Source organism: Arthrobacter sp. D3-16 (genome assembly GCF_054408515.1).
This window is the reverse complement of the sequence record NZ_CP096437.1, coordinates 2,029,391-2,054,558: the sequence shown is the minus strand read 5'-3', so window position 1 is coordinate 2,054,558 and position 25,168 is coordinate 2,029,391. Positions and strand designations below refer to the sequence as shown.

At 63.5% G+C, this 25,168-nt stretch carries 26 protein-coding genes; 12 read left to right on the top strand and 14 right to left on the bottom strand.

Going from position 1 to position 25,168, the window contains the following annotated elements; translation table 11 throughout:
• Positions 1-23 precede the first annotated feature (23 nt).
• Entirely contained in the window at positions 24-173 is a 150-nt protein-coding gene (locus tag M1D32_RS09850; protein WP_387552618.1) for a hypothetical protein, read from the bottom strand.
• 272 nt (positions 174-445) lie between these two features.
• Between M1D32_RS09850 and M1D32_RS09845 the strand changes: the two genes are divergently transcribed.
• The 3 genes from M1D32_RS09845 (at position 446) to M1D32_RS09835 (ending at position 4,583) form a co-directional block, all read left to right on the top strand.
• Complete coding sequence (locus M1D32_RS09845) at positions 446-2,791, top strand: bifunctional polysaccharide deacetylase/glycosyltransferase family 2 protein (protein ID WP_458782011.1); 2,346 nt, start codon at positions 446-448, stop codon at positions 2,789-2,791.
• Positions 2,792-2,889: 98 nt separating this feature from the next.
• A complete protein-coding gene (locus tag M1D32_RS09840) occupies positions 2,890-3,987 on the top strand; it encodes a chitinase (protein WP_458782010.1) in 1,098 nt (365 codons plus the stop codon).
• Between the two features lie 2 nt (positions 3,988-3,989).
• Positions 3,990-4,583: a hypothetical protein gene (locus M1D32_RS09835; RefSeq protein ID WP_458782009.1), complete on the top strand. Its 594-nt coding sequence runs from the start codon at positions 3,990-3,992 to the stop codon at positions 4,581-4,583.
• Between the two features lie 15 nt (positions 4,584-4,598).
• Here the strand turns inward: M1D32_RS09835 and M1D32_RS09830 are convergent, their stop codons facing one another.
• Both M1D32_RS09830 and M1D32_RS09825 read right to left on the bottom strand, forming a co-directional pair.
• Positions 4,599-5,072 (bottom strand): VOC family protein, encoded by a 474-nt coding sequence (locus M1D32_RS09830; protein ID WP_458782008.1) that lies wholly within the window; start codon positions 5,070-5,072, stop codon positions 4,599-4,601.
• Positions 5,073-5,143: 71 nt separating this feature from the next.
• The gene (locus M1D32_RS09825) at positions 5,144-5,542 is read right to left on the bottom strand and encodes a VOC family protein (protein ID WP_458782007.1); all 399 of its coding nucleotides are present in this window, start codon (positions 5,540-5,542) and stop codon (positions 5,144-5,146) included.
• 121 nt (positions 5,543-5,663) lie between these two features.
• On the opposite strand from M1D32_RS09825, the gene M1D32_RS09820 reads away from it, so the two are divergent.
• Both M1D32_RS09820 and M1D32_RS09815 read left to right on the top strand, forming a co-directional pair.
• The gene (locus M1D32_RS09820) at positions 5,664-6,065 is read left to right on the top strand and encodes a DUF3054 domain-containing protein (protein WP_458782006.1); all 402 of its coding nucleotides are present in this window, start codon (positions 5,664-5,666) and stop codon (positions 6,063-6,065) included.
• A gap of 116 nt (positions 6,066-6,181) precedes the next feature.
• Positions 6,182-6,463: an Lrp/AsnC family transcriptional regulator gene (locus M1D32_RS09815; protein WP_139029459.1), complete on the top strand. Its 282-nt coding sequence runs from the start codon at positions 6,182-6,184 to the stop codon at positions 6,461-6,463.
• Positions 6,464-6,477: 14 nt separating this feature from the next.
• Here the strand turns inward: M1D32_RS09815 and trpD are convergent, their stop codons facing one another.
• The gene (gene trpD, locus M1D32_RS09810; protein ID WP_458782005.1) at positions 6,478-7,536 is read right to left on the bottom strand and encodes an anthranilate phosphoribosyltransferase; all 1,059 of its coding nucleotides are present in this window, start codon (positions 7,534-7,536) and stop codon (positions 6,478-6,480) included.
• Between the two features lie 112 nt (positions 7,537-7,648).
• On the opposite strand from trpD, the gene ctaE reads away from it, so the two are divergent.
• The 4 genes from ctaE to qcrB all read left to right on the top strand — a co-directional run bounded on the left by ctaE (position 7,649) and on the right by qcrB (position 12,018).
• Positions 7,649-8,323 (top strand): aa3-type cytochrome oxidase subunit III, encoded by a 675-nt coding sequence (ctaE, locus tag M1D32_RS09805; protein ID WP_458782004.1) that lies wholly within the window; start codon positions 7,649-7,651, stop codon positions 8,321-8,323.
• Positions 8,324-8,409: 86 nt separating this feature from the next.
• Positions 8,410-9,195, top strand: coding sequence for a cytochrome bc1 complex diheme cytochrome c subunit (gene qcrC / locus M1D32_RS09800; RefSeq protein WP_458782003.1), 786 nt, complete (start codon positions 8,410-8,412; stop codon positions 9,193-9,195).
• A 101-nt stretch (positions 9,196-9,296) separates the two neighbouring features.
• Entirely contained in the window at positions 9,297-10,370 is a 1,074-nt protein-coding gene (gene qcrA, locus M1D32_RS09795; RefSeq protein WP_458782002.1) for a cytochrome bc1 complex Rieske iron-sulfur subunit, read from the top strand.
• Positions 10,348-12,018 carry a cytochrome bc1 complex cytochrome b subunit gene (qcrB, locus tag M1D32_RS09790; RefSeq protein ID WP_458782001.1) on the top strand — a complete coding sequence of 557 codons (1,671 nt, stop codon included), beginning with the start codon at positions 10,348-10,350 and terminating at the stop codon, positions 12,016-12,018. The genes qcrA and qcrB overlap by 23 nt, the downstream gene beginning before the upstream one ends.
• 130 nt (positions 12,019-12,148) lie before the next feature.
• Here qcrB and M1D32_RS09785 read toward each other — a convergent pair whose 3' ends face one another.
• On the bottom strand, positions 12,149-12,919 hold the full coding sequence (locus M1D32_RS09785; RefSeq protein WP_458782000.1) for a GntR family transcriptional regulator: 771 nt from the start codon (positions 12,917-12,919) through the stop codon (positions 12,149-12,151).
• 167 nt (positions 12,920-13,086) lie between these two features.
• Here M1D32_RS09785 and M1D32_RS09780 point away from each other — a divergent pair, with 167 nt between their 5' ends.
• Positions 13,087-13,380, top strand: a complete 294-nt coding sequence (locus tag M1D32_RS09780) for an HPr family phosphocarrier protein (protein WP_458781999.1) — start codon at positions 13,087-13,089, stop codon at positions 13,378-13,380.
• A gap of 118 nt (positions 13,381-13,498) precedes the next feature.
• On the opposite strand, the gene M1D32_RS09775 is transcribed toward M1D32_RS09780, so the two are convergent.
• From M1D32_RS09775 to M1D32_RS09755, 5 genes are all read right to left on the bottom strand, one after another.
• Entirely contained in the window at positions 13,499-13,900 is a 402-nt protein-coding gene (locus M1D32_RS09775; protein ID WP_163163794.1) for a cytochrome c oxidase subunit 4, read from the bottom strand.
• On the bottom strand, positions 13,897-15,624 hold the full coding sequence (gene ctaD / locus M1D32_RS09770; RefSeq protein WP_458781998.1) for an aa3-type cytochrome oxidase subunit I: 1,728 nt from the start codon (positions 15,622-15,624) through the stop codon (positions 13,897-13,899). The genes M1D32_RS09775 and ctaD overlap by 4 nt, the downstream gene beginning before the upstream one ends.
• Positions 15,625-15,634: 10 nt before the next feature.
• Entirely contained in the window at positions 15,635-16,507 is an 873-nt protein-coding gene (ctaC, locus tag M1D32_RS09765) for an aa3-type cytochrome oxidase subunit II (protein ID WP_163163798.1), read from the bottom strand.
• A 188-nt stretch (positions 16,508-16,695) separates the two neighbouring features.
• Positions 16,696-17,085 (bottom strand): HesB/IscA family protein, encoded by a 390-nt coding sequence (locus M1D32_RS09760; protein ID WP_104044002.1) that lies wholly within the window; start codon positions 17,083-17,085, stop codon positions 16,696-16,698.
• 217 nt (positions 17,086-17,302) lie between these two features.
• The gene (locus tag M1D32_RS09755) at positions 17,303-18,742 is read right to left on the bottom strand and encodes a M20/M25/M40 family metallo-hydrolase (protein ID WP_458781997.1); all 1,440 of its coding nucleotides are present in this window, start codon (positions 18,740-18,742) and stop codon (positions 17,303-17,305) included.
• A gap of 90 nt (positions 18,743-18,832) precedes the next feature.
• Between M1D32_RS09755 and M1D32_RS09750 the strand changes: the two genes are divergently transcribed.
• Positions 18,833-19,435 carry a DUF3043 domain-containing protein gene (locus M1D32_RS09750; RefSeq protein ID WP_458782155.1) on the top strand — a complete coding sequence of 201 codons (603 nt, stop codon included), beginning with the start codon at positions 18,833-18,835 and terminating at the stop codon, positions 19,433-19,435.
• A gap of 125 nt (positions 19,436-19,560) precedes the next feature.
• Here M1D32_RS09750 and M1D32_RS09745 read toward each other — a convergent pair whose 3' ends face one another.
• Positions 19,561-20,631: a quinone-dependent dihydroorotate dehydrogenase gene (locus M1D32_RS09745; protein ID WP_458781996.1), complete on the bottom strand. Its 1,071-nt coding sequence runs from the start codon at positions 20,629-20,631 to the stop codon at positions 19,561-19,563.
• A gap of 75 nt (positions 20,632-20,706) precedes the next feature.
• Here M1D32_RS09745 and M1D32_RS09740 point away from each other — a divergent pair, with 75 nt between their 5' ends.
• Positions 20,707-21,705 (top strand): alpha/beta hydrolase, encoded by a 999-nt coding sequence (locus tag M1D32_RS09740; protein ID WP_458781995.1) that lies wholly within the window; start codon positions 20,707-20,709, stop codon positions 21,703-21,705.
• Positions 21,706-21,726: 21 nt separating this feature from the next.
• On the opposite strand, the gene M1D32_RS09735 is transcribed toward M1D32_RS09740, so the two are convergent.
• The 3 genes from M1D32_RS09735 to leuA form a co-directional block, all read right to left on the bottom strand.
• Positions 21,727-22,569 (bottom strand): isoprenyl transferase, encoded by an 843-nt coding sequence (locus M1D32_RS09735; RefSeq protein WP_458781994.1) that lies wholly within the window; start codon positions 22,567-22,569, stop codon positions 21,727-21,729.
• A gap of 2 nt (positions 22,570-22,571) precedes the next feature.
• Positions 22,572-23,324, bottom strand: a complete 753-nt coding sequence (recO, locus tag M1D32_RS09730; RefSeq protein WP_458781993.1) for a DNA repair protein RecO — start codon at positions 23,322-23,324, stop codon at positions 22,572-22,574.
• A gap of 99 nt (positions 23,325-23,423) precedes the next feature.
• The gene (leuA, locus tag M1D32_RS09725; protein WP_458781992.1) at positions 23,424-25,163 is read right to left on the bottom strand and encodes a 2-isopropylmalate synthase; all 1,740 of its coding nucleotides are present in this window, start codon (positions 25,161-25,163) and stop codon (positions 23,424-23,426) included.
• Positions 25,164-25,168 lie beyond the last annotated feature (5 nt).

The window sequence follows — 25,168 nt, the reverse complement described above, 5'->3', positions numbered from 1 at the left end:
TCCTGTGCGGATGGCAGCAAGGATCAGCGCCGCGGCCCGATTCCGGCCCCGACGACAGCTCCGACGCCCAATCCCACGGCGAAGCCGATAAACGGGCTGTCAAAGACTGCCAGGCCCAGGGTAATTCCGACGGCTGCGCCTACCAGGCAGCAGATCCAAAGCGGTTTATTCATTAGAGCTGATGCTACCTGCAGGACTGCCGGGAGTACCGCGCCTGGAGGCACGAGTATCCAAACAGGTACGCCGAGGCGGAGAACTCGAGTACAAGCTACGCATGTGCGCCGACAGATGCGCTCATAGTCTTCTTGACATGGTGACACTCCGGGAATTGCTGGGCCGGAGCACACAGTGGGCAGATCACACCCCGAATTGCTTCCACTTTCCTTGTCACCCGTCCGCGCCCCTGTAAAGACACCTGCAGGCACGCTTCCCGCACGAGGAAATCATGACGAAACCAGTCGCTCCCCATTCATTCGGCAGGGCCCCGGTCTTTTTTGATGCCACCGGCTACCGGTGGCAAAGAGTCCTGAGCCTTCTTCTTGCCGCCGTGCTGCTAGTGGTCCTGTCGGCGGTGGGGATACTCCCTGCCGCGACCGCCCCGCTGCGGGTTGGACAACAAAATCAAGCCTCGGACTACCCGCGGAATCTATTGGCGCTGCAGAACCTGGAACAGATCCCCAGAATCGGCTACCAGGAGCGCACCTCCGTCTATCACCGCATCGCACTGGTGGACCACAGGGACGGCAAAACGCTGCTCAAGGACCCCTTCAGCGACACGGTCTGGAGGGAAGCGACGCCGGAAGAAATTGGACTGATCGGCGACAGCCCTTACGTCATGGAAGCCTACGGCGAGCCGATGGCGAAGACCCTCATGCTGACCTTCGACGACGGGCCGGATCCGCGCTACACGCCTGAAATCCTGGATCTGTTGTCCAAGGAGGGAGTGCCGGCAACCTTTTTCCCCGTTGGGGACAACATCGTCAAATACCCGGAAATCTTCAAGCGCACCATCCGTGAAGGGCACATGGTGGGCAACCACACGATGTCCCACATCGACTTCTGGGCGCACGATGACGCCTTCAACCGGCAGCAGATCATTGGAGCGGACCGCGTGATGCGGGCCGTGGACCACTACGACACGAGGCTGTTCCGGATTCCCACCGGCAACCCGGAAAACAATGCGCTTGCCCTCCTGCAGGCCCAGCAACTGGGGTACCTGCACGTCAATATGGACATTGATACGCGTGACTGGGAGTACGCACCCGGAGTTCCCATCCAGGCCCCGGAGCTCGACGGCCAGGGCCATGTCGTATTGATCCACGATGCAGGCGGCGACCGCACCGCAACAATCAACATGCTCAAGGAGTTTATTCCGCGGGCCAAGGCACAGGGCTATACCTTCACTACCGTCCAGCCGCTGCTGCCCACAGACTATGTCCCGCAGCGCACGGCGCCAGTCACCCTGGAAGACAACCTCACGCTGGCAGCGGTGACGTCGTACCTGGTCACCCCGAACGTGGTACTCAACTGGCTGTTCTGGTTCGGGATCGGGTCCCTGACCATCCTGACGTTCCTGTTCGTTGTCCTGGCACTGATCAACAATGCACGGCAGAAAAAGCGCCGCTGGGAAACCATCAAAGACAAGGACTGGCCCTTCGTCAGCGTGGTGCTGCCTGTGTTCAACGAAGAAGTCGTGGTGGCGAAAACCCTTGATGCCCTCAGAGCCAGCGACTACCCCCTCATGGAAGTCGTGGCAGTCAACGACGGGTCAACTGACGGCACCCTCGCTGTCCTGACCGAGTACGCCAAAACCTGGCCCCAGCTGCGCGTCATCAACCAGCCCAACGGCGGCAAGTCAGTGGCGAGCAACCACGGCATCAACGAGTCCTGGGGCGAGATCGTCATTACGCTGGACGGCGATACGTTGTTTGAGCCGCAGACGATCAAGATGTTTGCCCGCCACTTCATAGCGCCACGGAACGGCAAGGAGGTGGGCGCTGTTGCCGGGCACGTCAAGGTGGGGAACCGGCGGAACCTCATCACAGCCTGGCAAAGCCTTGAATACCTCTCCGGCATTTGTGTTACCCGCATGGCAGAGGGCCTTATGGGCGCCATTTCGATTGTTCCCGGTGCCTGCGCCGCATGGCGCAGGGAGGCCCTGATCAAGGCCGGCGGCTACTCCCATGACACCCTGGCAGAGGACGCGGACCTCACGCTTTCCCTGCAGCGCCTGGGGTACAGCATCGTCCAGGAGAATGAGGCCGTGGCCTGGACCGAGGCCCCCATGACGGTGAGGGGCCTGTTCAAGCAGCGGCTCCGCTGGACATACGGCAACATCCAGACCCTCTACAAGCACCGCGGCATGCTCTTCAACCCCAAGTACGGGGCGCTCGGCCTGCTCACCATGCCCTATGCGCTGATCTCGGTGCTGGTCCCGCTGGTCTTTATGCCACTGACGATCGTTGTCGCGGGCATCAGCCTGAGCCGGGGCGAGTGGCAGGCCATCGCGATCTTCTCCGCCTTCGTTGCAGCCACCCACATGCTGATCTCGGTAGTGGCGGTCCTGATGGTGCGTGAGAATCTCCTGCACCTGCTGATGGTGCCCATCTACCGGCTCATCTACGAGCCCCTCCGTGCGTACGTGGTGTTCGGATCGGCCATCCAGGCTCTTCGCGGCTCCGCCGTGGGATGGTACAAACCCGAACGCACCAACAGCGTCGAACTCGCCGCCCTTCCGGCCAATTCCGCCCTTCCGGACACGTTCGAGCCGCTCACTCCCAGTTCCGCCTGACGCAGGCGCCGGCTCGGGTGTGGCCCAAGAGTGGCGCCTGGAATATAGTGATCCCCCTGATATCCACGCTTCAAACGACCAGGAGGTGGCATCGGCACATGCCTGTACCCACTTGGCCCGCCAGGAGCCTGGCCATCTTTGCGGCATTATTGCCCCTTGCTGCCTGCGGTTCCGGCGCCCAGGACGGAGGCAGCCCCGGGGCGGAGGTGAGCCAGACCGGGCTGCACCCCAAGTGGTTCGGCGGGTATCTCGATGTGACACTTGTTCCGGGCCTTCGACTGCAGGACTCTCCCCCGCAAGGCGCAGTGACGGCGGTCCTTTCCTTCGTCACCGCCCATCCAGACCGGCCCTGCGAACCGTCCTGGGGAGGTTCCTATGACCTTGAGCAAGCCAAGGGCAGGCTGGACCTCGACGCACAGGTGGACGCCTTCCGCAAGGCAGGCAACGACGTCGCCGTCTCTTTCGGCGGGCAAAGCGGCACGGAACTCGCAGTGTCCTGTGCCGACACTGACGCCCTGGTGGATGCGTATGCAGCGGTCATCACCAGGTATGGGCTGGACATTGTGGACCTCGACGTCGAAGGGAACGGTGCCGCCGACCCTGCCGCTGCGCAGCGGCGTGCTGCCGCCATGGCGCGCCTGCAATCCGAGCGTCCGGCTGACAACCCCCTGAAGGTCTGGCTGACCCTTCCCGTCTCCGCGTCGGGGCTCACGCCTGCAGCCGAAGTCTCCGTTGAAACGATGCTCAGGGCTGGGGTGGAACTCGCCGGTGTCAACATCATGACCATGAACTTCGGTCCGCTCCGGCAGGGGCAGACCATGCTCGCTGCATCGGTCAGCGCAGCGGAGGGGACTCATGGGACCTTGAAGCGGCTCTATGAGCAGGCGGGCAAACCGCTGGATGATGCAGCCTTGTGGAACAGGATTGGGCTCACACCAATGATCGGGCGCAATGATGTACAGGGCCAGGTTTTCTCGCAGGAGGATGCCCACGGGCTGAACACGTTCGCATTGGAGCGTGGCGTGGGGCGGATGTCCATGTGGTCGCTGAACCGCGACAGCGCCTGCCAGCCGGATAACCAGGGGCAGTCCAGTGAAGTTTCCAGCAACTGCAGCGGCCTTGAACAGGAACCAGGCATGTTTGCGAAGGTACTGGGGAATTCGTTCACGGACGCCGGGTCTGCGGGAGCCGGGTAGGAATGCGCTGGAAAGCCCTGCCGGCAGCCGCATTGCTGTCCGCCGTCCTGACAGCGGCGGCCTGCGGAGGCGCTCCTCCCCTCGCACCTGGTGAGGTGGTGGTGCCCAAGGTGTTCGTCACTGCCTACTCCTGGTACGACAACACCCCCGCGGGTTCCCGCACCATCAGCCACCCGGTGCTGCACAGGACCGCCGGCGGAACCGGAACCTACGAGGACCCGGTGACCATCGCCGTCGGCCATTCCCGTGAGACGGGCGAACATGTCCTCGACATTCCGGCCGGCACCCGCATCTATCTGCCGGACGTTCGGCGGTACTTCATCGTGGAGGACACATGCGGAGACGGGCCGACTCCGGAGGATGGCCCGTGCCACTCCGGGGCAGAGGCATACGATGGCGCGTCCCTGTGGCTTGACATGTGGATTGGCGGTGAGGGGGAGAGTTCCTCGTTCGTCCACCGCTGCGCCGCCGATTCAACAGGAGTGCAGCCGGCAGTCCTCAATCCCGGCCCGGATTATGCCGTGGCTTCGGGACACGGGGTTCTGCACGACGGCAAGTGCGATGCGGGCTACGGCAACGAATTGACCGGCCGCTGAAGCTGCTGAGCCGGGTCAGCCGTCGTACGCTTTCTGCAGTTCAGCGATGTCCAGCTTCCGCATTCCGAGCATGCACTGCATTGCCCGCTGCGAACCCTGCGGATCGGGCCCGGCAATCAGGGAGCTCAGGACAGACGGAACGATCTGCCAGGAAACTCCGAAACGGTCCTTGAGCCAGCCGCACTGGCTTTCGCTGCCACCGTCAGTCAGTGCCGTCCAGTAGCGGTCCACGGCTTCCTGGTCCTCACAATCCACCACGAACGAAACGGCCTCGGTGAAACCGGACACGCGTGCCCCATTAAGTGCAGTGAATCCGCGGCCCTCCAGCTCGAACTCGACGGCGATCGCCTGGCCCGCCGGACCGGGCGCACCTTCGCCGAAGCGCGAGACGCTGAGGATCTTCGAGTCGTCAAAAACCGACGTGTAGAACTCTGCGGCCTCTTCCGCCTCATTCTCGAACCAGAGGCATGTTCCGATGGTGCGTGGCATGGTTGCTCCCTTCCGGCTTGAGCCTAATGTGGAAGCCACTGCCGGACAACGGTCCCAAATGCGGGGCGGTTTCAGGCGCCTGGCGGTCCGGGGGTTGATGGTGCCGCGGCCGGCCGGCTAACGAGTCCCACCGTATTGCCCTCGCTGTCCCGGATAAAGGCCAGCCACTCGTCAGTGCCTGCCGGACCGAGGAGCCCGTCAGTATGGCTATAAATGATGTGCGGGGCCGCCACTATCTCCACTCCCCTGCCGGCAAGCTCATCCACGGACTTCCTCACATCGGGAACCTCAAGGTACAGCAGAGCCCGCGGGGCGCCTGATTCCAGCAGCAGCCGCACGCCCTCCAGGTCGAAGAACACAAGGCCGGGCGGGTCGAACACCGCCGTTGGTTGAACCGCCAGCAGATCGGAGTAAAACGACGTCGCCCGCCGGAGATCACCGGCGTACTGTGCAACCTGAATCAGCCGCATGGCTTCAGCCTTCCTTGGTCCGGCCTGCCTGGTTTGGTCCATCCTGCCCATGGGAAGGGGGTTGGGCAAGGGCTGCCAGGGCGGCGGCTGGGAACAACTGGCAATTGCTAGGCTCGTAGCCATGACGCCTTCGATTCGCCCGGCCGGCACTTCGCCCTCGGGGCGGCAGGCAGCGGCCGCAGCCGTTGCCGACGCCGTCCTGATCCTGGTGTTCGCCGCCGTCGGCCGTGACGCCCACCAACGCGGCGACGTTGTTGCCGGCGTCCTGCTGACTGCCTGGCCGTTTCTGGCCGGGGCGGCCCTGGGGTGGCTGGCGGCAAGGGCATGGCGAAACCCCCTCTCGGTACGCTGGACGGGCATAGCGGTCTGGCTTGCGGCCCTCGCAGGCGGCATGCTGCTCCGGCTGCTGACCGACCAGACGGTTGTACTGCCGTTCATCATCGTGGCGTTGCTGAGCCTGGGGCTGCTGTTGGTGGGGTGGCGGCTGGCGTGGGCAGGGGCCCGGCGGTTCCGCCGGGCCTGAGAGAAGGAGGCCGGGTGGCTGGAGGTCCGCCGGCAGCCACCCCTGATGTAATAGGCTGGCAGCACTGAAAGCTTGCCGGGCCATGCTACGGCGCAACAGATCCGGAAGGATTTATCGTGATCACCGCATTCGTTCTGATCAAGACCGACGCTGCCCGCATTCCTGAGACGGCCGAGGAGATCTCAGCGATCGAGGGCATCAGCGAGGTGTACTCGGTTACCGGCGAATGGGACCTGATTGCGGTGGCAAGGGTGCCCCGGCACGAGGACCTGGCCGACGTCATCGCAGACCGCCTGTCCAAGGTTCCTGCCGTTGTCCACACAACAACGCACATTGCATTCCGTGCCTACTCCCAGCATGACCTGGACGCTGCTTTCGCCCTCGGCTTCGAGCAGTAGCCGGGCCAGCGGGATCACTGGCGGCTCAGCGAGACCCAATTCTCCAGGACAGCAGCGGCAGCGCCCGAGCCAACGGATTCGGCTGCGCGGCTGTACGCCTGCTGCATCCGGTCGAGGAACGGGGCGTCCGCACTCCTGTCAAACGCCACCAGGCCGGCTGCCGCATTAAGGAGAACGGCGTCCCGGGCCGCACCTTCCTTGCCCGCAAGGACCTCGCGGACCACGGCGGCATTGGCTTGTGCATCTCCCCCTCGGAGCTGCTCAACGGTGGCCGGTTTGATGCCCAGGTCTGTCGGGGAGAACGTCAGTTCCGTCACACCGCCATCGCGGATCTCCCAGACGGTCGAGGGACCCGTGGTGGTCAGTTCGTCGAGCCCGTCGTTTCCGCGGAACACCAGACCACGGCTGCCGCGCTGGGCCAGCACGCCTGCCACCAGCGGCGCCATCCTTGCGTTCGCGACGCCCACTGCTGAAGCCTGGACTTTGGCAGGGTTGGTCAGCGGCCCAAGGAAGTTGAAGGCCGTGGGGATGGCCAGTTCACGCCGGGGCACGGCCGTGTGGCGGAACGACGGGTGGAAGACCTGGGCAAAGCAGAAGGTAATGCCGGCCTCCTCCGCGTTGTGCGCCACCTGTTCAATGGACAGGTCAAGGCGGACGCCCAGAGCCTCCAGTACGTCTGCGGATCCGGAGGACGACGACGCCGCCCGGTTGCCGTGCTTAACAACCTTCGCGCCCGCTCCGGCAGCCACCAGGGCGGCCATGGTGGAGATGTTTACGGTGTTCAGTTGGTCACCGCCCGTCCCGACGATATCCAGCTTCTCGCCCGATATCGAGACTGGTTTGGCATGGGCCAGCATGGCGTCCACGAGGCCGGAGAGTTCGTCGACGGTTTCACCCTTGGCACTGAGGGCCACCAGGAATCCGGCGATCTGGGCGGGCGTTGCTTCCCCGGACATGATGGTGTCCATCGCCCAGGCAGTGCTTTCCGCCGTAAGGTCCTTGCCATTGATCAGTGCCGAGATCAGCCGCGGCCAGGTGTTGCCCGCCGGTGTTGCAGATGCCTGTGAAGTCACCTCCTGATGCTATCGAGGGATGGCCGGGACTGACCAATATGAACGGGCTGGAGAACATTTTGGTGCGATTTCGCGTCTTTGTAGAAAAAGTCCCCCGAAAAGGCGGTTTGCGTTGGGCAGCACGGACTTTTACAGACATAATGTCTATGTGACATCTGCGACCCATGCCCCCAGTACCCCGGCGCACCCCACGCTGAACCGCCCCAATATGGTTTCCGTCGGAACCGTTGTGTGGCTGTCCAGCGAGTTGATGTTCTTCGCCGGTCTCTTCGCCATGTACTTCACCCTGCGCTCCACGAGCGCAGAGATGTGGGCGGATGAGACGGCCAAGCTCAACTTCCCCTTTGCGCTCGCCAACACGATCGTCCTCGTGGCAAGTTCGTTCACTTGCCAGATGGGCGTTTTCGCCGCCGAGCGGCTGCAGCCGCGCCGCACCGGAGGGGCCTTCCAGTTCGCCCGCTGGGGCATGAATGAATGGTTCACCCTGACCTTCCTTATGGGTGCGTTCTTCGTTGCCGGCCAGGCCACGGAATACGCGATGCTGGTTTCCGAGCACGTCTCGCTCTCCTCCAACGCCTACGGCTCGGCCTTCTACATGACCACCGGCTTCCACGGCCTGCACGTGATCGGCGGCCTGGTCGCCTTCCTCCTGATCATGGGCCGTTCCTTTGCCGCGAAGAAGTTCGGGCACTTCGAAGCAACGTCTGCGATCGTCACCTCGTACTACTGGCACTTTGTGGATGTCGTCTGGATCGGCCTCTTCCTGGTCATCTACGTACTCAAGTAGCCAGCTTTGATTCTTTTTCTACAAGAGGCAGAATTTCAGGTAGCGGCTCCCGGAGCCGGCGCAGGATCGAATAAAGGAACCACCACGTGAAGGCACTCTCGCAAAAGCGGCGTCACCCACTGGCAGCAATCGCGCTGCTTCTGATGGGACTCCTCATCACTGGCGGGCTGTACGCCGTGGCCACCACCGTCAACGAGGCCAAGGCTTCCACCACCACCTTCAGTGCCAATGACGCCGAAGAAGGCGGCAAGCTCTTCGCCGCCAACTGCGCCACATGCCACGGCATGGGAGGGAGTGGCTCACAGGACGGCCCTTCCCTCGTGGGTGTAGGCGCCGCATCGGTTGACTTCCAGGTGGGAACCGGCCGCATGCCCATGCAGATGAATGGCCCCCAGGCGCTGGAGAAGCCCGTCCAGTTCAACGACCAGCAGACCCACCAGCTTGCAGCGTATGTTGCTTCCCTGGGCGCCGGCCCGGCAATCCCTGAGCAGAGCCTGCTTGAAGGCGGCAATGCAGCCGTCGGTGGCGAGCTCTTCCGCACCAACTGCGCCATGTGCCACAACGCTGCTGCTGCCGGCGGTGCATTGACCCGCGGTAAGTTCGCGCCAGCGCTGGAGGACACGTCAGGCAAGCACATTTACGAGGCCATGGTCACCGGCCCGCAGAACATGCCCGTCTTCAGCGATTCCAACATCACCCCTGAAGGCAAACGCGACATCATCACGTTCCTGAAGCAGATCGAAACCAACGGTTCGCCCGGCGGCGCTGAGCTGGGATCCCTGGGTCCCGTGGCAGAAGGCCTGTTCGTTTGGGTCGCAGGTCTCGGCGTCATCATCGCCTTCACCATCTGGCTGACTTCGCGGACGTCCTAGGGCCTCCGCGAAGCCCTGCACAACTTCTGCTGATCCGTCAGCAGCTTGATATTGGAAACTAACCCGGCACCCGCCGGGACGAGAGAAGGATGAGGCGAATTATGGGCAACCATAGTGACGGCAGTCCGAACCACTCGGGCACCGTAGCTACGGCTGGTCAGAATGAGGTGGAGAAGTTCCAGGACCCTGGAATTCCTCCGCACCGTTTGCGCCTGGCTGACACGGACCCGAAGGCCGCAAAGCGGGCAGAACGGCAGGTCGCCTTACTATTTGGCATCTCTGTTGTTGGAACCCTGATCTTCCTGGTGGCGTACTTCGCCATTGATCTGGGGGCCGGTGAATCAACAATCGGCAACATCCGGCTCCAGAACATGCTCCTGGGTCTTGGAACGGCCTTCGCGATGCTCGGCATCGGTACCGGCATCGTGCACTGGGCCAAGGCCCTGATGCCCGACCACGAAGTCTCCGAAGAGCGCCACGCCATCCGCTACGAAGAGGACCGCCAGGCTGCGGTCCGCATCGTTGACGACATCGTGGAAGAGACGGGCATCAAGCGCCGTCCGCTGATCCGGAACACCCTGCTCGGCGCAGTTGCACTTGCCCCGCTGCCCGCGGTTGCCATCTTTGGTGACCTCGGACCGCGCCCGGACGACAAGCTCGCCCACACCATGTGGGCACCCACGGACGGCAAGCTCAAGCGCCTCGCCCGTGACCCTGACGGAACGCCCATTAAGGCCTCCGACGTCACCATCGGTTCAGCCTTCCACGTCATCCCGGAGGGCCTGAACGAACTTCACGAGGGCAAGCTCAACGAGAAGGCCAAGGCCGTTGTGCTGCTTATGCGCCTGGATCCCGAATCGCTGAACCCGTCCGCGGGCCGCGAGGACTGGGGTTACAACGGCATCGTTGCCTACTCCAAGATCTGCACCCACGTCGGTTGCCCCGTTGCTCTCTACGAGCAGCAGACGCACCACCTGCTGTGCCCGTGCCACCAGTCCACCTTTGACCTCACGCAAGAGTGCAAGGTGATCTTCGGCCCCGCCAGCCGGCCCCTCCCCCAGCTGCCCATCGCAGTTGACGACGAGGGCTACCTGGTCGCTACCAGCGACTTCAAAGAACCTGTAGGACCAAGTTACTGGGAGCGTGATATGCATGAGCGCAGCATCAACAGCTGAGCCCGCTTTCGTCGCCAAAACCAAGACAGGCCGGTTTACCGACTTTGTCGACGCCCGTGTGGGCGGTTCCGGAATCCTCCGCGAATTCGGCCGCAAGGTCTTCCCGGATCACTGGTCCTTCATGTTTGGCGAAGTGGCACTGTACTCTTTCGTCATCCTGCTGCTCTCCGGCACGTTCCTGACGTTCTTCTTTGATCCGTCCATGGCGGAGACCCACTACGACGGCTCGTACGTTCCCCTCAAGGGCGTCGAAATGTCGGTGGCGTACAACTCGTCGCTGGATATCTCCTTCGACGTCCGTGGCGGCCTCTTTATGCGCCAGGTCCACCACTGGGCAGCACTGCTGTTCGTGGCCTCCATTGCCGTGCACATGCTGAGGGTCTTCTTCACCGGAGCCTTCCGCAAGCCCCGCGAAATGAACTGGGTTGTCGGTGGCGTCCTCCTGATCCTGGCCATGGCGGCAGGTTTCACCGGCTACTCGCTCCCCGACGACCTGCTCTCAGGCAACGGCCTGCGCATCATCGACGGCGTGATCAAGTCCATCCCGATTGTTGGCACGTATATCTCGTTCTTCCTCTTCGGTGGGGAATTCCCGGGCACTGCCATCATCGGACGCCTGTACATGCTGCACATCCTGCTGGTACCGGCACTGATCCTGCTGATGATCGTCCTCCACCTCTTTATGGTGGTCGTGCACAAGCACACTCAGTACCCTGGTCCGGGCCGCAATGACAATAACGTTGTGGGCTACCCGCTGGGTCCTGTCTACGCCGCCAAGGCCGGTGGATTCTTCTTCATCGTCTTCGGCGTCCTGGCCCTCATGGCCGGTTTCTTCACCATCAACCCGATCTGGAACTACGGTCCTTACGATCCCTCCCCCGTCTCCGCCGGTACCCAGCCTGACTGGTACATCGGATTCGTTGACGGCGCGCTGCGCCTGATGCCCGGTACCTTGGGAGACTGGCAGGTAGAGCAGGACTGGTTCGGTTACGTGTTCAGCTTCAACGTCCTGCTCCCGGCCCTTGTACCCGCGGGCATTCTGTTCACGGTGATGTTTATGTACCCGTGGATTGAGCGTTGGGTTACCAAGGACGACCGCGAGCACCACGTACTCGACCGTCCCCGCAACGCCCCCACCCGCACCGCTATCGGCATGGCAGGCTTCGTCTGGTACTGCGTGATGTGGGCAGCGGCAGGTTCCGACCTCATCGCCACGCACTTCGGTGTCTCCCTGAACGACGTCACCTACTGGTTGCGCACTCTGTTCATCATTGGCCCGATCATTGCGTTCATCGTCACCAAGCGTGTGGCCCTGGCCCTTCAGCGCAAGGACCGCGAGATCGCCCTCCATGGACGCGAGACCGGACGTATCGTCCGCCTCCCCCATGGCGAGTTCATCGAGGTGCACGCACCGCTGGACGAGTACAAGCGCTACAAGCTCGTGGGCTTTGAGTCGCCTGAGGTTCTGCCGGCAGTTCCGAACGAGCACGGTGTGGTGACCCGCAAGGAGAAGCGCCGCGCGTTCCTCTCCAAGTGGTTCTTCGAGGACCGCGTTGCTCCCGCTACTCCTGCTGAGCTGGAAGCCGCGCACGGCCATGGCCACGCGGCAGTTGAAGCACCCGAGGAAGCGAAGAGCCTGAGCCACTAGGCAGGCAGTTCCCATTCCAAACATTGAAGGCCCGGTCCAATAGGACCGGGCCTTCAATGTTTCCACCCTTGCCGGCTGAGGCTGTTGCAGTGCACCACCAGGGCGAGGGACCCGTAAACCGTGTGCGGTCCTAGTGGTTGCGGGACCGCCGCGCTCCGGGGCGCTGCAGCGGGACCCATAGCTTGTACCGGTCGGCGCGGTAGTACGAGACGGAATAGTCCACCATGGTGCGGGAAACAAAGGCGTGGCGCTGGATCTTGAGTAACGGCGAGCCGACTTCGACGTTGAGCAGCCTGGCAGTTGACGGCGATGCCGCGGTCGCCTCAATCATGTCCTCACCCCACTCCATCACGAGGCCAAATTGTTCGCTCAACACGTTGTACAGCGAGGTGGGCGGCTCTCCGTCCAAGAGGCCGGGAACGCGGTGGGCCGGAATGAAGTTCTCATCCACGCTCATGGGCTCCCCATCCGCCAACAGGAGGCGCCGGAAGCGGACCAGCGGCGTTCCCTCGTCCAGCTGGAGCTCACGGGCCAGGAAGGCGCTGGCGCCGATTTGTTCGAAGCTCAGTACCTTGGCCGCGGGAACCATGCCGCGGCGCTGCATCTCCTCGCTGTACGAGGTGAGCTTCACTTGGAGGTCAAGCTTGGGCCTGCGAACGAACGTGCCGAGCCCCACTACGCGCTCGATGACTTCCTCGCCTACCAGCGCGTCGATCGCCTGCCGCACAGTCATCCTCGCCAGCCCAAAGCGCTCCGCCAGGTCGCGTTCCGAGGGCAGCGCGGATCCCGGGCGGCACTGCTCTGCAATGTAGGTGCGAAGGATTTCACGCAGCTGGACATAGATCGCGGTCCCACTGGTCCGGTCGATGTCGCCAGCTATCGCCCCTGCGCTAGATGCCACGATAGGTCTCCCCTGGGTTTGTGTTCACCTAGCCATTTTAGGGCAGGTCTAGACCACCATTGCCGCACGGCGGCCGCATTTCGCACGACCGGTCCACGGGCCGCTATATTTGGACAGGAAAAATTTCACCACGCGACGGATGGGGCCGTCATGAACAAGGAGTCCCGTTGCCAACACAGAAAGCCGTGGTTACGGCTCCGATCGGACTGCATGCGCGTCCGGCCGCTGTATTTGTCAGGGCAGTAACTGAAACAGGGCTTCCTGTAACCATCACCAGGGCCGGCATCAGGAGGGTGGACGCACGGTCGCTTCTGCAGGTGATGACCGCAGATTTTCCCTACGGTTGCGAAGTGGAACTTGGCATCGAGGATTCGGCCTTGAACGGTTCCCTGAGCCGCGAGAAGGCCGAGGACGCCCTCCGGACGCTGGGAGAACTGCTGGAGTCGCAGGGCCCGGAATAAGGCCCCTACAAAGGGGGCGGGAATGGCGCGGCGATCCCAGACCGGCCGGAAGTAAAAGTGCAAACAAATGACGGCGGGCCCCACCAAAGGTGGGGCCCGCCGTCATTGCTCTTTGAGCCTAGTGGGCGTGGTCGCCGCGGCTGTACTCGTAGACCCAGCCAACAAGGGCCACAACGGCCAGGCCGGCTGCGATGTAGACGATCCAGAAGCCTACCGCCAGGCCCAGGAAGCCCGTAGCGCATGCCAGGCCGAGGACCAGCGGCCACCAGCTCCAGGGGCTGAAGTGCCCCTGCTCGCCGGCGCCCTCGTGGATCTCGGCATCGCTGCGGTCTTCAGGGCGAAGGCCGACGCGTTTGCCTGTGAACCCGAGGTATCCGCCGATCATGCCGGCGAGGCCGCCGACCAGGAGGATTCCGAGGATACCGACCCACTCACCCCAGTCGGTGAGGAAACCGTAAATCACCGAAACCGGTACGAAGAAGAAGACTCCGGAACCAAAGATCCATGACTCAATTTTCACTGTGCAGTGTCCTTCTGGTCGGCGTTACCGAGCGTCTGGGCTGCGGGAGCCGGTGACTCGACAGTCTGGACCTGTCGAAGCTCGGGGTGGTGCAGGTCGAGGGCTGGACGCTCGGAGCGGATCCGGGGCAGCGAGGTGAAGTTGTGCCGCGGCGGCGGGCAAGACGTCGCCCACTCCAGCGAGGCACCGAAGCCCCAGGGGTCATCAACCTGCACCTTTTCGGCGCTGCGCCACGTGATGTACACGTTCCAGAAGAACGGGATCAGGGATGCGCCGAGGACAAACGAGGCCACCGTGGAGAACTGGTTCATCCAGGTGAAGTTATCCTCCACCAGGTAGTCCGCGTAACGGCGCGGCATGCCTTCAACACCGAGCCAGTGCTGGATGAGGAAGGTGCCGTGGAAACCGAGGAACAGGAGCCAGAAGTGGATCTTGCCCAGGCGCTCGTTGAGCATCTTGCCGGTCCACTTGGGCCACCAGAAGTAGAACCCGGCGAACATCGCGAACACCACGGTGCCGAACACCACGTAGTGGAAGTGCGCCACCACGAAGTAGGAGTCAGAAACGTGGAAGTCCAGCGGCGGGGAAGCCAGGATGATGCCGGTGAGGCCGCCGAACAGGAACGTGATCAGGAAGCCGATGCTCCACAGCATCGGGGTCTCGAACGTCAGGGAGCCGCGCCACATGGTGCCGATCCAGTTGAAGAACTTCACGCCCGTGGGAACCGCGATGAGCATGGTCATGAAAGCGAAGAACGGCAGCAGCACCGCGCCGGTGACGTACATGTGGTGTGCCCACACGGTCACGGACAGGGCAGCAATGGCGATCGTCGCGTAAACCAGGCCCTTGTAGCCGAAGATGGGCTTACGGCTGAAGACCGGGAAGATTTCCGAGACAATGCCGAAGAACGGCAGCGCGATGATGTACACCTCGGGGTGGCCGAAGAACCAGAACAGGTGCTGCCAGAGCACTGCACCGCCATTCTCCGGATCAAAGATGTGTGCACCGAAACGGCGGTCTGCACCCAGTGCGAACAGCGCGGCGGCCAGTGGCGGGAAGGCCATCAGCACCAGGATGGCGGTGACCAGGGTGTTCCAGGTGAAGATCGGCATCCGCCACATCGTCATGCCAGGGGCACGCATGCAGATGATGGTGGTGATGAAGTTGACAGCACCCAGGATGGTGCCGAAGCCGGACAGCGCCAGGCCGAACACCCACAGGTCCCCACCAATGCCGGGGCTAAAGGTGGTGTTCGACAGCGGAGCGTAGGCAAACCAACCGAAGGACGCGGCGCCCTGGGGGGTGATGAAGCCGGACACCGCGATGGTGGAGCCGAACAGGAAGAACCAGAAGGCCAGCGCGTTCAACCGCGGGAAGGCAACGTCCGGTGCGCCGATCTGCAGCGGCATGATCACATTCGCGAACCCTGCGAACAACGGGGTGGCGAACATCAGCAGCATCACGGTGCCGTGCATCGTGAACAGCTGGTTGTACTGCTCCTTGGTCTGCAGGATCTGCATACCGGGCTCGAACAGTTCGGCGCGGATCAGCAGCGCCATAACGCCACCAAGGCAGAAGAACACGAACGACGCAATCAGGTACATGTACCCGATGGTCTTGTGGTCGGTGGAGGTGATCCAGTTGACGACGATGCGCCCCTTGGATTTGGGAACCACGGGAGCCGTAAGAACCCCGGTGGGTGCGGATTGAGTGTACGTAGCCACGTCGCTCCCCTTACTTAATTTCGTTCAGGTTCGGGTTGCGGTCGTATTCCACACCGAGGAGGCCTGTGTTGCCGGCGGCCTTGAGCTCTTCGAGGTGCGCCTGGAATTCAGCTTCCGAAACCACCTTGACGCGGAACAGCATTTCCGAGTGGTACTCGCCGCAGAGTTCGGCGCACTTGCCGTCGTAGGTGCCCTCTTTAGTGGGGGTAAACCGGATGTAGTTGGTCTTGCCGGGGATCATGTCGCGCTTCTGCAGGAAGGCGGGAACCCAGAAGGAGTGGATCACGTCGCGTGCGTTGAGTTCGAGGTCAACGGACTTGTTGACGGGCAGGTACAGCGTAGGGAGCTGTTCCTTGTCAATCGTATTGCCGGTCAGGTGCGCCTGGACGCCTGCCTCGTGGACGTCTTCTTCGATGACGTCACCGGCTTTGTAGTTGAAGTCCCATGCCCACTGCTTGCCCCGGACGTCTACAACGACGTCGGCAGGCTGTGACCGGTCGTCAATGGCCTGCTGGTCACGGTCCGTGAAGTAGAAGAACACCAGGACCATAAAGAGCGGAATGGTCAGGTAAAACACTTCCAGCGGAAGGTTGAAGCTGGTCTGGCGCGGGAAGCCCACGGTGCCCTTGCGGCGCCGGTAGGCCACCAGGCACCAGACGATCAAGCCCCATGTAATGATGCCCACAGCCAAGGCGGCGATCCATGAGTTGACCCAGAGGTCCATGATGCGGTCGCTGTTGCTGGTGGTGCCACGTTCTGTGGGCAGCCACCCCTTCTCTACCTCTGGCGAACATCCGGTCAAAACCAACGCGCCGGCAATTGCCAAGCTTGTGATCGTGGTGATCGTTTTGCGTCGGCTGCCGGTTCGGTTCTGCGAACTCACAGACGGCCCTTCCTACTTGTTGCTGCTGTTGTCCGGGCAGCCATCGGCGCCGCGGGCACACTAAAAGTTTTACTACTCGGTGTAGAGCTTACCGCTCCGCCGGGAGTTTCGCCCACATGTCGGCGCCGCGCCTCCTTCCATCAATAAATGGAGGAAGCGCGGCGCCGGCACCGGGCGAAATAACCGGCTTAGTGGAAGGAGTCTCCACAGGCGCAGGAGCCGCCGGCGTTAGGGTTGTCGATGGTGAATCCCTGCTTGGCGATAGTGTCCTCAAAGTCGATGCTGGCACCGCTGAGGTACGGGACGCTCATCTTGTCCACAACAACTTCGACGCCGTCGTAGTCCCGGACAGCGTCGCCGTCCAGGAGCCGTTCGTCGAAGTAGAGCTGGTAGATCAGTCCTGAGCAGCCGCCGGGCTGCACAGCAACCCGGAGCCGCAGATCAGTGCGGCCTTCCTGCTCGAGAAGACTGCGGACCTTGCCTGCTGCGACGTCGGTCAGGTTGACCTCGTGGACAGGCAGTTCTTCACTGGCCGCGCTGGTGGTCTGGGTGCTGTTCTCATTGGTTGCGGTGCTCATTGGCCTACCTTCTTAGGACGGTCTGGCGGCTCCGCGCTAACGGTGCCTGCCCCTACGGATTCGGTATGGGCTATAGCTACATGCTACGCGGGGCGCACCCGTAGCTCTAACTCCTGACGTAACCATGGAAGCCCCTTCCTTGTTCCCGCGGAGCCACTTTCAGCTTCAGCTTTCGGGTGGCCGCCAGTGTGACGCCGTGACGACAGGCCGCCCGCTTCTACAGTCCATCGTTCAGGCGTGATAGCAGCAACGCTTCGGCAAGGATGGCTTTCCGGAAATCACCCAGGTGCAGTGACTCGTTGGCGCTGTGGGCCCGGGAGTCCGGGTCTTCCACGCCAGTCACGAGGATCTGGACGTCCGGATACACCTCGGTGAGGTCGGCGATGAACGGAATGGAACCGCCGATTCCTGTCTCCACCGCTTGTACGCCCCACGCCTCTCCCAAGGCCCGCATCATCAGTCCTGCAGCGGCCGAAGATGTGTCCGTCTTGAACGGGTTGCCGCTCTCCCCCGGCGTGAAGGTGACTTTGGCACCGAAGGGAGCGTGGGCCTCCACGTGTTTACGGACTGCCTCCATCGCTTCTTCCGGGACCTGTCCCGGTGCAAGCCGCAGGCTGAACTTGGCCCGCGCCCGCGGCAGCAGGGTATTCGAGGCCACGTCCACGGCAGGTGCGTCAAAGCCGATGATGGACAGTGCAGGCTTGGTCCAGAGCCGGGAGGCGATGCTGCCCGAGCCGGCGAGGCGGACGCCGTCGAGCACTGAGGCATCCGCCCGGTAGTCGGCCTCCGGGAACTCCACCGTTGCGTTGTCGAAGGCTACGAGACCCTGGATGGCGACGTTTCCGTCGTCGTCATGAAGGGTGGCGATGAGGCGGGACAACAGGGTGGGGGCATCCAGCACCGGTCCCCCGAACATCCCTGAATGGACCGCGTGCTCCAGGACCTGGACTTCAATGGTTCCGTCAACGAGCCCGCGCAGGCTTGTTGTCAGGGCCGGAACGCCCACCTTCCAGTTGCTGGAATCGGCGACGACGATGACATCAGCACGCAACAGCTCCCGGTGTGCTTCCAGGAACGGCCGGAAGGTGGGGGAACCTGCTTCCTCCTCGCCTTCGAAAAAGAACGTCACGCCGAGGCCCAGCCCGGTACCCAGGACCTCGGAGACGGCTGCGTACGCGGCGATGTGGGCCATGATGCCTGCCTTGTCGTCTGCCGCACCGCGGCCGAAGAGGCGCCCGTCCTTCTCAACAGCAGTGAAAGGTTCCGTGTCCCAGAGTCCCTCGTCGCCTGCGGGCTGGACGTCATGGTGGGCGTACAGCAGGATGGTCGGCTTGCCTTTCGCAGCCGGCCGGCGTGCGACGACGGCGGGACCGCCCGGAGTGCCGTCGGGCTTGTCGCAGCCTAGGATCTGCACCTCCTTGAGGCCAGCGGCGCGGAGCAGTCCCGCCACGGCTTCGGCGCTGCGATCGAGCGGAGAACGGTCGAAGCTGGGCCAGGCGATGCCCGGAATCGCGACCAGTTCCTTAAGGCGGGCCAAGGTGCCCTCAAAGGAGTGGTCGATGGCGGCCCGGAGATCTTCCGTGCCCGGGTGTGCCTTGAGGCCGGGAGGTGTGGAGCCGGCAATGTCGTCGGGGGTGGCCGTCGGAGATGAAGTCATGGAAAAAACATTACCCTCGTCACATTCAGCGCCGTGGCTGCCGCCACGGCCGGGCCGGAAAGCAGTGCCGCCGCAAGGTATTCTGTTCAGGTGTTCGGACGTAAAAAGGAAGCGCCCTCGGCGCAGGAATTATCAGACCAGCAGGCCGCGGAAGCCTCGGCCCGGCAGAACGGCATAGCCGGCAAGGGAGCTCCCACTCCAACCCGCAAAGCCCAGGAGGCTGCACGGAAGCGCCCGTTGGTGCCGGAGGACCGCAAAGCCTCCAAGGCTGCCGAGCGCCAGGCCATCCAGGACCAGCGGCTCAAGATGCGCCAGGCGCTGGACACCGGTGACGAGAAGTTCCTGCCGCTCCGGGACAAGGGCCCCCAGAAGCGGTTCACCCGTGACTATGTTGACGCGCGGTTCAGCCTCGGGGAATACCTGATGTTCGGCGCCCTGGTGTTCGTCCTGGTTTCCCTGGTCGTGCCCGCGTCCAGTGACCTGATGATTTACGTCCTGGGCGGTTTCTGGGTGATGTTCCTGGCCGTCTTCGTTGACGTGTTTATCCTGTCCCGCAAGCTCCGCAAGAGGTTGACCGAGAAGTTCGGCGAGGTGGAGCGGGGCACGGTCTGGTACGGCTCCATGCGTTCGCTCCAGTTCCGGAAGCTGCGGCTGCCTAAGCCGCAGGTCAGACGCGGGCAGTACCCGGCCTGATACGGTCCCCTGCGTCCTCGCATTTATACAGACAACAAAACCCCGGCGGAATGTCCGCCGGGGTTTTGCTGCAGTCAGGGGTACTGGCCCGCTGCCGGTGCGGCTGCAGCCGCTTCAGCACAATGCTAGGACCGCCGGTTCTTCGCCAGTTGCCGGTTGATGCGAGACGCCCAGAACGGCCCTTCGTAGAGGAAGGCCGTATAGCCCTGGACCAGGGTGGCGCCGGCGTCCAGCCGGTCCTGGACATCCTGCGCCGTTTCTACGCCGCCAACGGCCACGAGGGTCAGGGTGTCACCGGTGATCTGCTTGAGCCGGCGCAGCACTTCCAGGGACCGCTGTTTGAGCGGAGCACCGGAGAGCCCGCCCGCGCCGCACTGTTCCACCAGGGCTGCAGGGGACGCCAGCCCTGTCCTGGCGACAGTGGTGTTGGTGGCAATGATGCCGTCCAGCCTCAGGTCCAGGGCGAGGCGCGCGACGTCGTCGATGTCCTCATCGCTGAGGTCCGGGGCGATCTTCACCAGCAGGGGAACGTGGCGGCCCGCTGCACGGTCGGCTTCTTCACCCACGGCGGTCAGCAACGGCCGCAGGCTCTCCACGTCCTGCAGGAGCCGAAGGCCGGGGGTGTTGGGCGAACTGACATTGACCACAAGGTAATCGGCGGCTGGCGCAAGGCTGCGCGCACTGGCCAGGTAGTCATCCACGGCGTCAGCCAGTTCAACAACCTTGGTCTTGCCGATGTTGACTCCGATGATGGGACGCACCGCAGGGTGCCTGCGCTGAAGTGCAGCACGGGCGGCCTTAAGCCGCGGAGCCACGGCGGGGGCACCGTCGTTGTTGAATCCCATCCGGTTGATCACGGCGCGGTCCTCGACCAGGCGGAAAAGGCGCGGCTTTTCGTTGCCTGGCTGGGCCTGGCCGGTAATGGTTCCCACCTCTATGTGGCCGAACCCGAGCTGGCTCAGTGCCTCTATGCCGTGGCCTTCCTTATCGAAGCCTGCGGCGAGACCGAAGGGCGAGGGAAAGGTGACGCCAAAGGCCGTTGTCTGCAGTGACGGTGCCGGGGCGGTCAGTTTCTCCAGGACCTTTCCGGCGCCGGACCGATGTGCCAGCCGGATGGCCTTGAACCCTATTTTGTGGGCGCGCTCGGCGTCCATCCATGAAAAGGCCAGCCTGAAGAATGTGGGGTAAACGCGCATGCCTCCAGTCTTCCGCCTTGGCGGTCCCAGACCAAAATGACGCGGGCCGGCCACACGGCGGAATAGCATAAAGCCATGGAATGGCAGCGGGACATCCTGGGCGAAGAATTCGAGTCCCATGCCTTCACAGCTGCCGGAGCGGACGGTGTGGAGCGGACCGCGACCCTGGTCCGGTTCTGCCCTGCGGTAACCGGTGCCCTCACGTCGCCGGGGCACCGCAGGGCTGTCCTCTTCCTGCATGGCTGGAGCGACTATTTCTTCAATGTGGACCTTGCCCGCTTCTGGTCGTCGGTCGGCTACGGCTTCTACGCGCTTGACATGCACAACCACGGCCGGAGCCTGCGTCCGGAGTCTCCGGGTGGATACGTCGCGGACCTCGCCGACTATGATGCCGAGATCGGGATGGCCTGCCGCTTGATCAGCCAGGAGGGTGTTACCCGGCCGCTGACCCTGATGGGGCACTCAACGGGAGGGCTGGTGGCGGCCCTATGGGCTAGCAGGCATCCCGGAACGGTATCGCAGCTCATCCTCAACAGCCCGTGGTTGGAGATGCATGGAAGCGCACTGGTGCGGCGCGCGGCGTCAAGCATGGTGGGACCTGTTGCCCGCTTCCGGCCCGAGGCCGTGCTTAGGCTTCCCGAGCGCGGCTTCTACTGGCGGACCATCAGCAGTTCTGCGGACGGGGAATGGTCGCTGGATGACCGGTACCGGCCGCCTATGGCTTTCCCGGTGCGCGCCGGCTGGCTCAGCGCGGTACTTGCCGGGCACGCGAAGGTGGCGCGCGGGCTCAACATCGAGGTTCCCATCCTGGTGATGCTGTCCCGGGGAAGCGCGAACGGACTCTTCTGGTCCGAGGACATGCGGCGGACGGACGCCGTGCTGGACGTCAACGTTATTGCTGCCCGCGCCCTCACTTTGGGCCGTACGGTAACGGTGGAAAGGATTGAGGGCGCACTGCACGACGTGTTCCTCTCCCCCGCCGCTGTGCGTGCGGACGCCTACGCGCGGCTGTCGCGCTGGCTCCGCGCTTACGGGGACCCGGCAGACGACGAAGAGCTTCCTGAACAGCCCTGACCGGCGCTGACCCTGGCCGGTCTACTGCGCAGGCCCTGCTCCTTCGACGGGACGGGCTGCGTCCACCGCACCACCGTACCGGCGGTCCCGCCGGGCGTACTCTTCCACTGCCGCCCACAGCGTGCGGCGGTCGACGTCTGGCCAAAGGGTGTCCATAAAGACGAACTCTGCGTAAGCGGACTGCCACAGCAGGAAGTTGGACAGCCGCTGCTCCCCCGAGCTGCGCAGGAACAGGTCCACGTCCGGGAGGTCCGGCTCGTCAAGGTACTTCTGGATGGTGCGTTCGGTGATGGCACCAGGCTTGAGCCGGCCGGCGGCGACTTCGCCGGCGATGGCGGAGACGGCGTCGGTAATCTCCGCCCGGCCGCCGTAATTAACACACATGTTCAACGTGCAGGTGCTGTTCCCGGAGGTGAATGCCTCAGCTTCTTCAAGTTCCCGGATCACCGAGCCCCACAGCCGCGGCCGCCGGCCGGACCAGCGGACACGCACCCCCCATTCATCGAGCTGGTTCCGTTGCCTGCGAAGCACGTCCTTGTTAAATCCCATCAGGAACCGCACTTCCTCCGGGGAGCGGCGCCAGTTCTCCGTGGAAAAGGCGTAGACACTGACGTACTCGATGCCCAGCTCAATGGCCCCTGCCATAACGTCCAGCAATGCGGGCTCGCCCGCTTTATGGCCTTCTATCCTCGGCAGCCCGCGCTGGTTGGCCCACCGGCCGTTTCCGTCCATCACAATGGCAACATGCCGGGGTATGAATTCTGCGGGGATGGACGGGGCCACCGCGCCCGAGGGATGCGGGTAGGGGGCAACCACGGGGTGGCTCCGCTGAGGGGACGCGTTGTTCTTTTTTCCCAGGGCCACTGTTAGCTGCGCTCCACATGTTTGAGGGACTTCAGGACTCGTTCAAGATGCCATTGCAGGTAGGCCGCCACCAAACCGGCCGCTTCTTTGCGGTGCACGGGCAGGGAACCGTCCGCGGTGACCCAGTCTCCGGTCAGCAGCGCCGCGAGGAGCACCACCGTTTCCGGGGCCGGCGCAGGCGAGCCCGGCGGCCGGCATCCATTGCAGACCATGCCGCCCACCGGTGCGGAAAAGGCGCTGTGCGGGCCCGGCAGCCCGCAGCGGGCGCAGTCCGTAAAGCTGGGCGCCCAGCCGCCGGTGGCCAGTGCCCGGAGCAGGTAGGAATCCAGGATCAGCCCGGCGGCGTGTTCGTTCCGGCTCAGTGACGCCAGGGCACCGACCAGCAGGTTGTACTGGGCGGTTCCGGATTCACCGTCGACGTCGGTGAGCTTTTCCGCTGTCTCCGTCATGGCGGCAGCTACGGTATAGCGGCCGTAGTCTGCGGCGATGCTTCCGCCATAGGCGCCCTTGGCCACGGCCTGGGTGACAATGTCCAGCGACTTTCCGGACACAAGCTGCAGGTCCGCCACCATAAACGGCTCAAGGCGCGCACCGAACCGGCTGCTGGTCCGGCGGACTCCTTTGGCCACAGCCCGGACCTGGCCGTGGTGCTTCGTCAGCAACGTGATGATGCGGTCCGCCTCGCCCAGTTTGTGGGTACGGAGCACGACGGCGTCGTCCCGGTACGCGCGGGAGGCGAAAGAGTGTTGGGCCACCCCTTTATCTTCCCATCCTTTGCGGGCGCTGCCCTCCGAAGGCGCCAGGGGCGGCGGCGTTGTGCCGCCAGGAGTCCCCCGGCGGCACACGCCCGCGCGTCAGGCCTGGGCGTCCCGGATGGCCCGGTTCACGGCAGAAATAACAGCCTTCAGGGATGACATGCTGGTGTTGGCGTCGATGCCAACGCCCCAGAGCACGCGCTCCCCCACAGCACACTCCACGTAGGCGGCAGCCATGGCGTTGCCGCCCTCGGAGAGGGCATGCTCACTGTAGTCCAGGACGCGGACGTCCACGCCGTCTTCCCGGAGGATGCTCAGCAGGGCGGCGATGGGGCCGTTGCCGGTGCCTGTCCGCTGAACCTGCACGCCGTCCACGGTGAGTGAGGCGTGAAGCGTCATGCCGCCGTCGTTGTCCGTTTCTGTCTTGACGGCGCCCAGGGAGTAGCGGCCCCACTGTCCATCTGTCTTGCTGGAGGGCAGGTACTCGTCCTGGAAGACCTGCCACAGCTGGGCACCGCTGACCTCGCCGCCCACCGTGTCCGTGCGCTTCTGGATGACGCCGGAGAATTCAATCTGGGCACGGCGCGGCAGGTCCAGGCTGTGCTCATTCTTGAGCAGGTACGCCACGCCGCCCTTGCCGGACTGGGAGTTGACCCGGATCACCGCTTCGTAGCTGCGGCCAAGGTCTTTGGGATCCACGGGCAGGTAGGGAACCTGCCAGGTGAAGTCGGCAACGTCCTTGCCCGCGGCTGCGGCGTCCCGCTCCAGGGCCTCGAAGCCCTTCTTAATGGCGTCCTGGTGCGATCCGGAGAACGCCGTGAAGACGAGGTCGCCGCCGTAGGGTGAACGCTCGGGGACGGGCAGCTGGTTGCAGTACTCCACGGTCCGGCGGACGTCGTCGATGTTGGAGAAGTCGACCATGGGGTCGATGCCCTGCACGAAGAGGTTCAGGCCGAGGGTGACGAGGTCCACGTTGCCGGTCCGCTCGCCGTTGCCGAAGAGGCAGCCTTCGATCCGGTCGGCCCCGGCCATGTAGCCGAGTTCCGCGGCTGCGACGCCCGTTCCACGGTCGTTGTGGGGGTGCAGGGAGAGAATGATCCCTTCCCGCGGGTGGAGGTGGCGGCTCATCCATTCAATCGAATCGGCGTAAATGTTGGGCGTGGCCATCTCCACGGTTGCAGGCAGGTTGATGATGACCTGGCGGTCCGCGGAAGCCTCAAAAACGTCGGCGACGGCGTTGCAGACCCGCACTGCGTACTCCAGTTCGGTGCCCGTGAAGGATTCCGGGGAGTACTCGTAGGTGACGTGGGTGTCCACGAGGGTCTCTTCGTACTTCCTGCACAGCCTGGCGCCCTGGAGCGCGATGTCCAGGATTCCGTCCTCATCCTGGTTGAAGACCACGCGGCGCTGCAGTACGGAGGTGGAGTTGTACAGATGGACGATGGCCTGCTTGGCACCTACCAGTGACTCGTAGGTCCGCTCGATCAGGTGTTCGCGGGCCTGGGTCAGGACCTGGATGGTGACGTCGTCCGGGATGTGGTTGCCCTCGATGAGCTGGCGGACAAAGTCGAAGTCCGTCTGGGATGCGGACGGGAAACCTACCTCGATTTCTTTGTAGCCCATGCGGACCAGCAGGTCGAACATCTTCATTTTGCGGGCCGGGCTCATGGGGTCGATCAGGGCCTGGTTTCCGTCGCGCAGATCAACTGCGCACCAGCGCGGAGCCTTGGTAATGACTTTGTCCGGCCAGGTGCGGTCGGGCAGCTCGACTTTGATCTGGTCCTGGAACGGCGTGTACCGGTGGGCGGGCATTCCAGAGGGCTTCTGTGCGTTTCGCATTACTA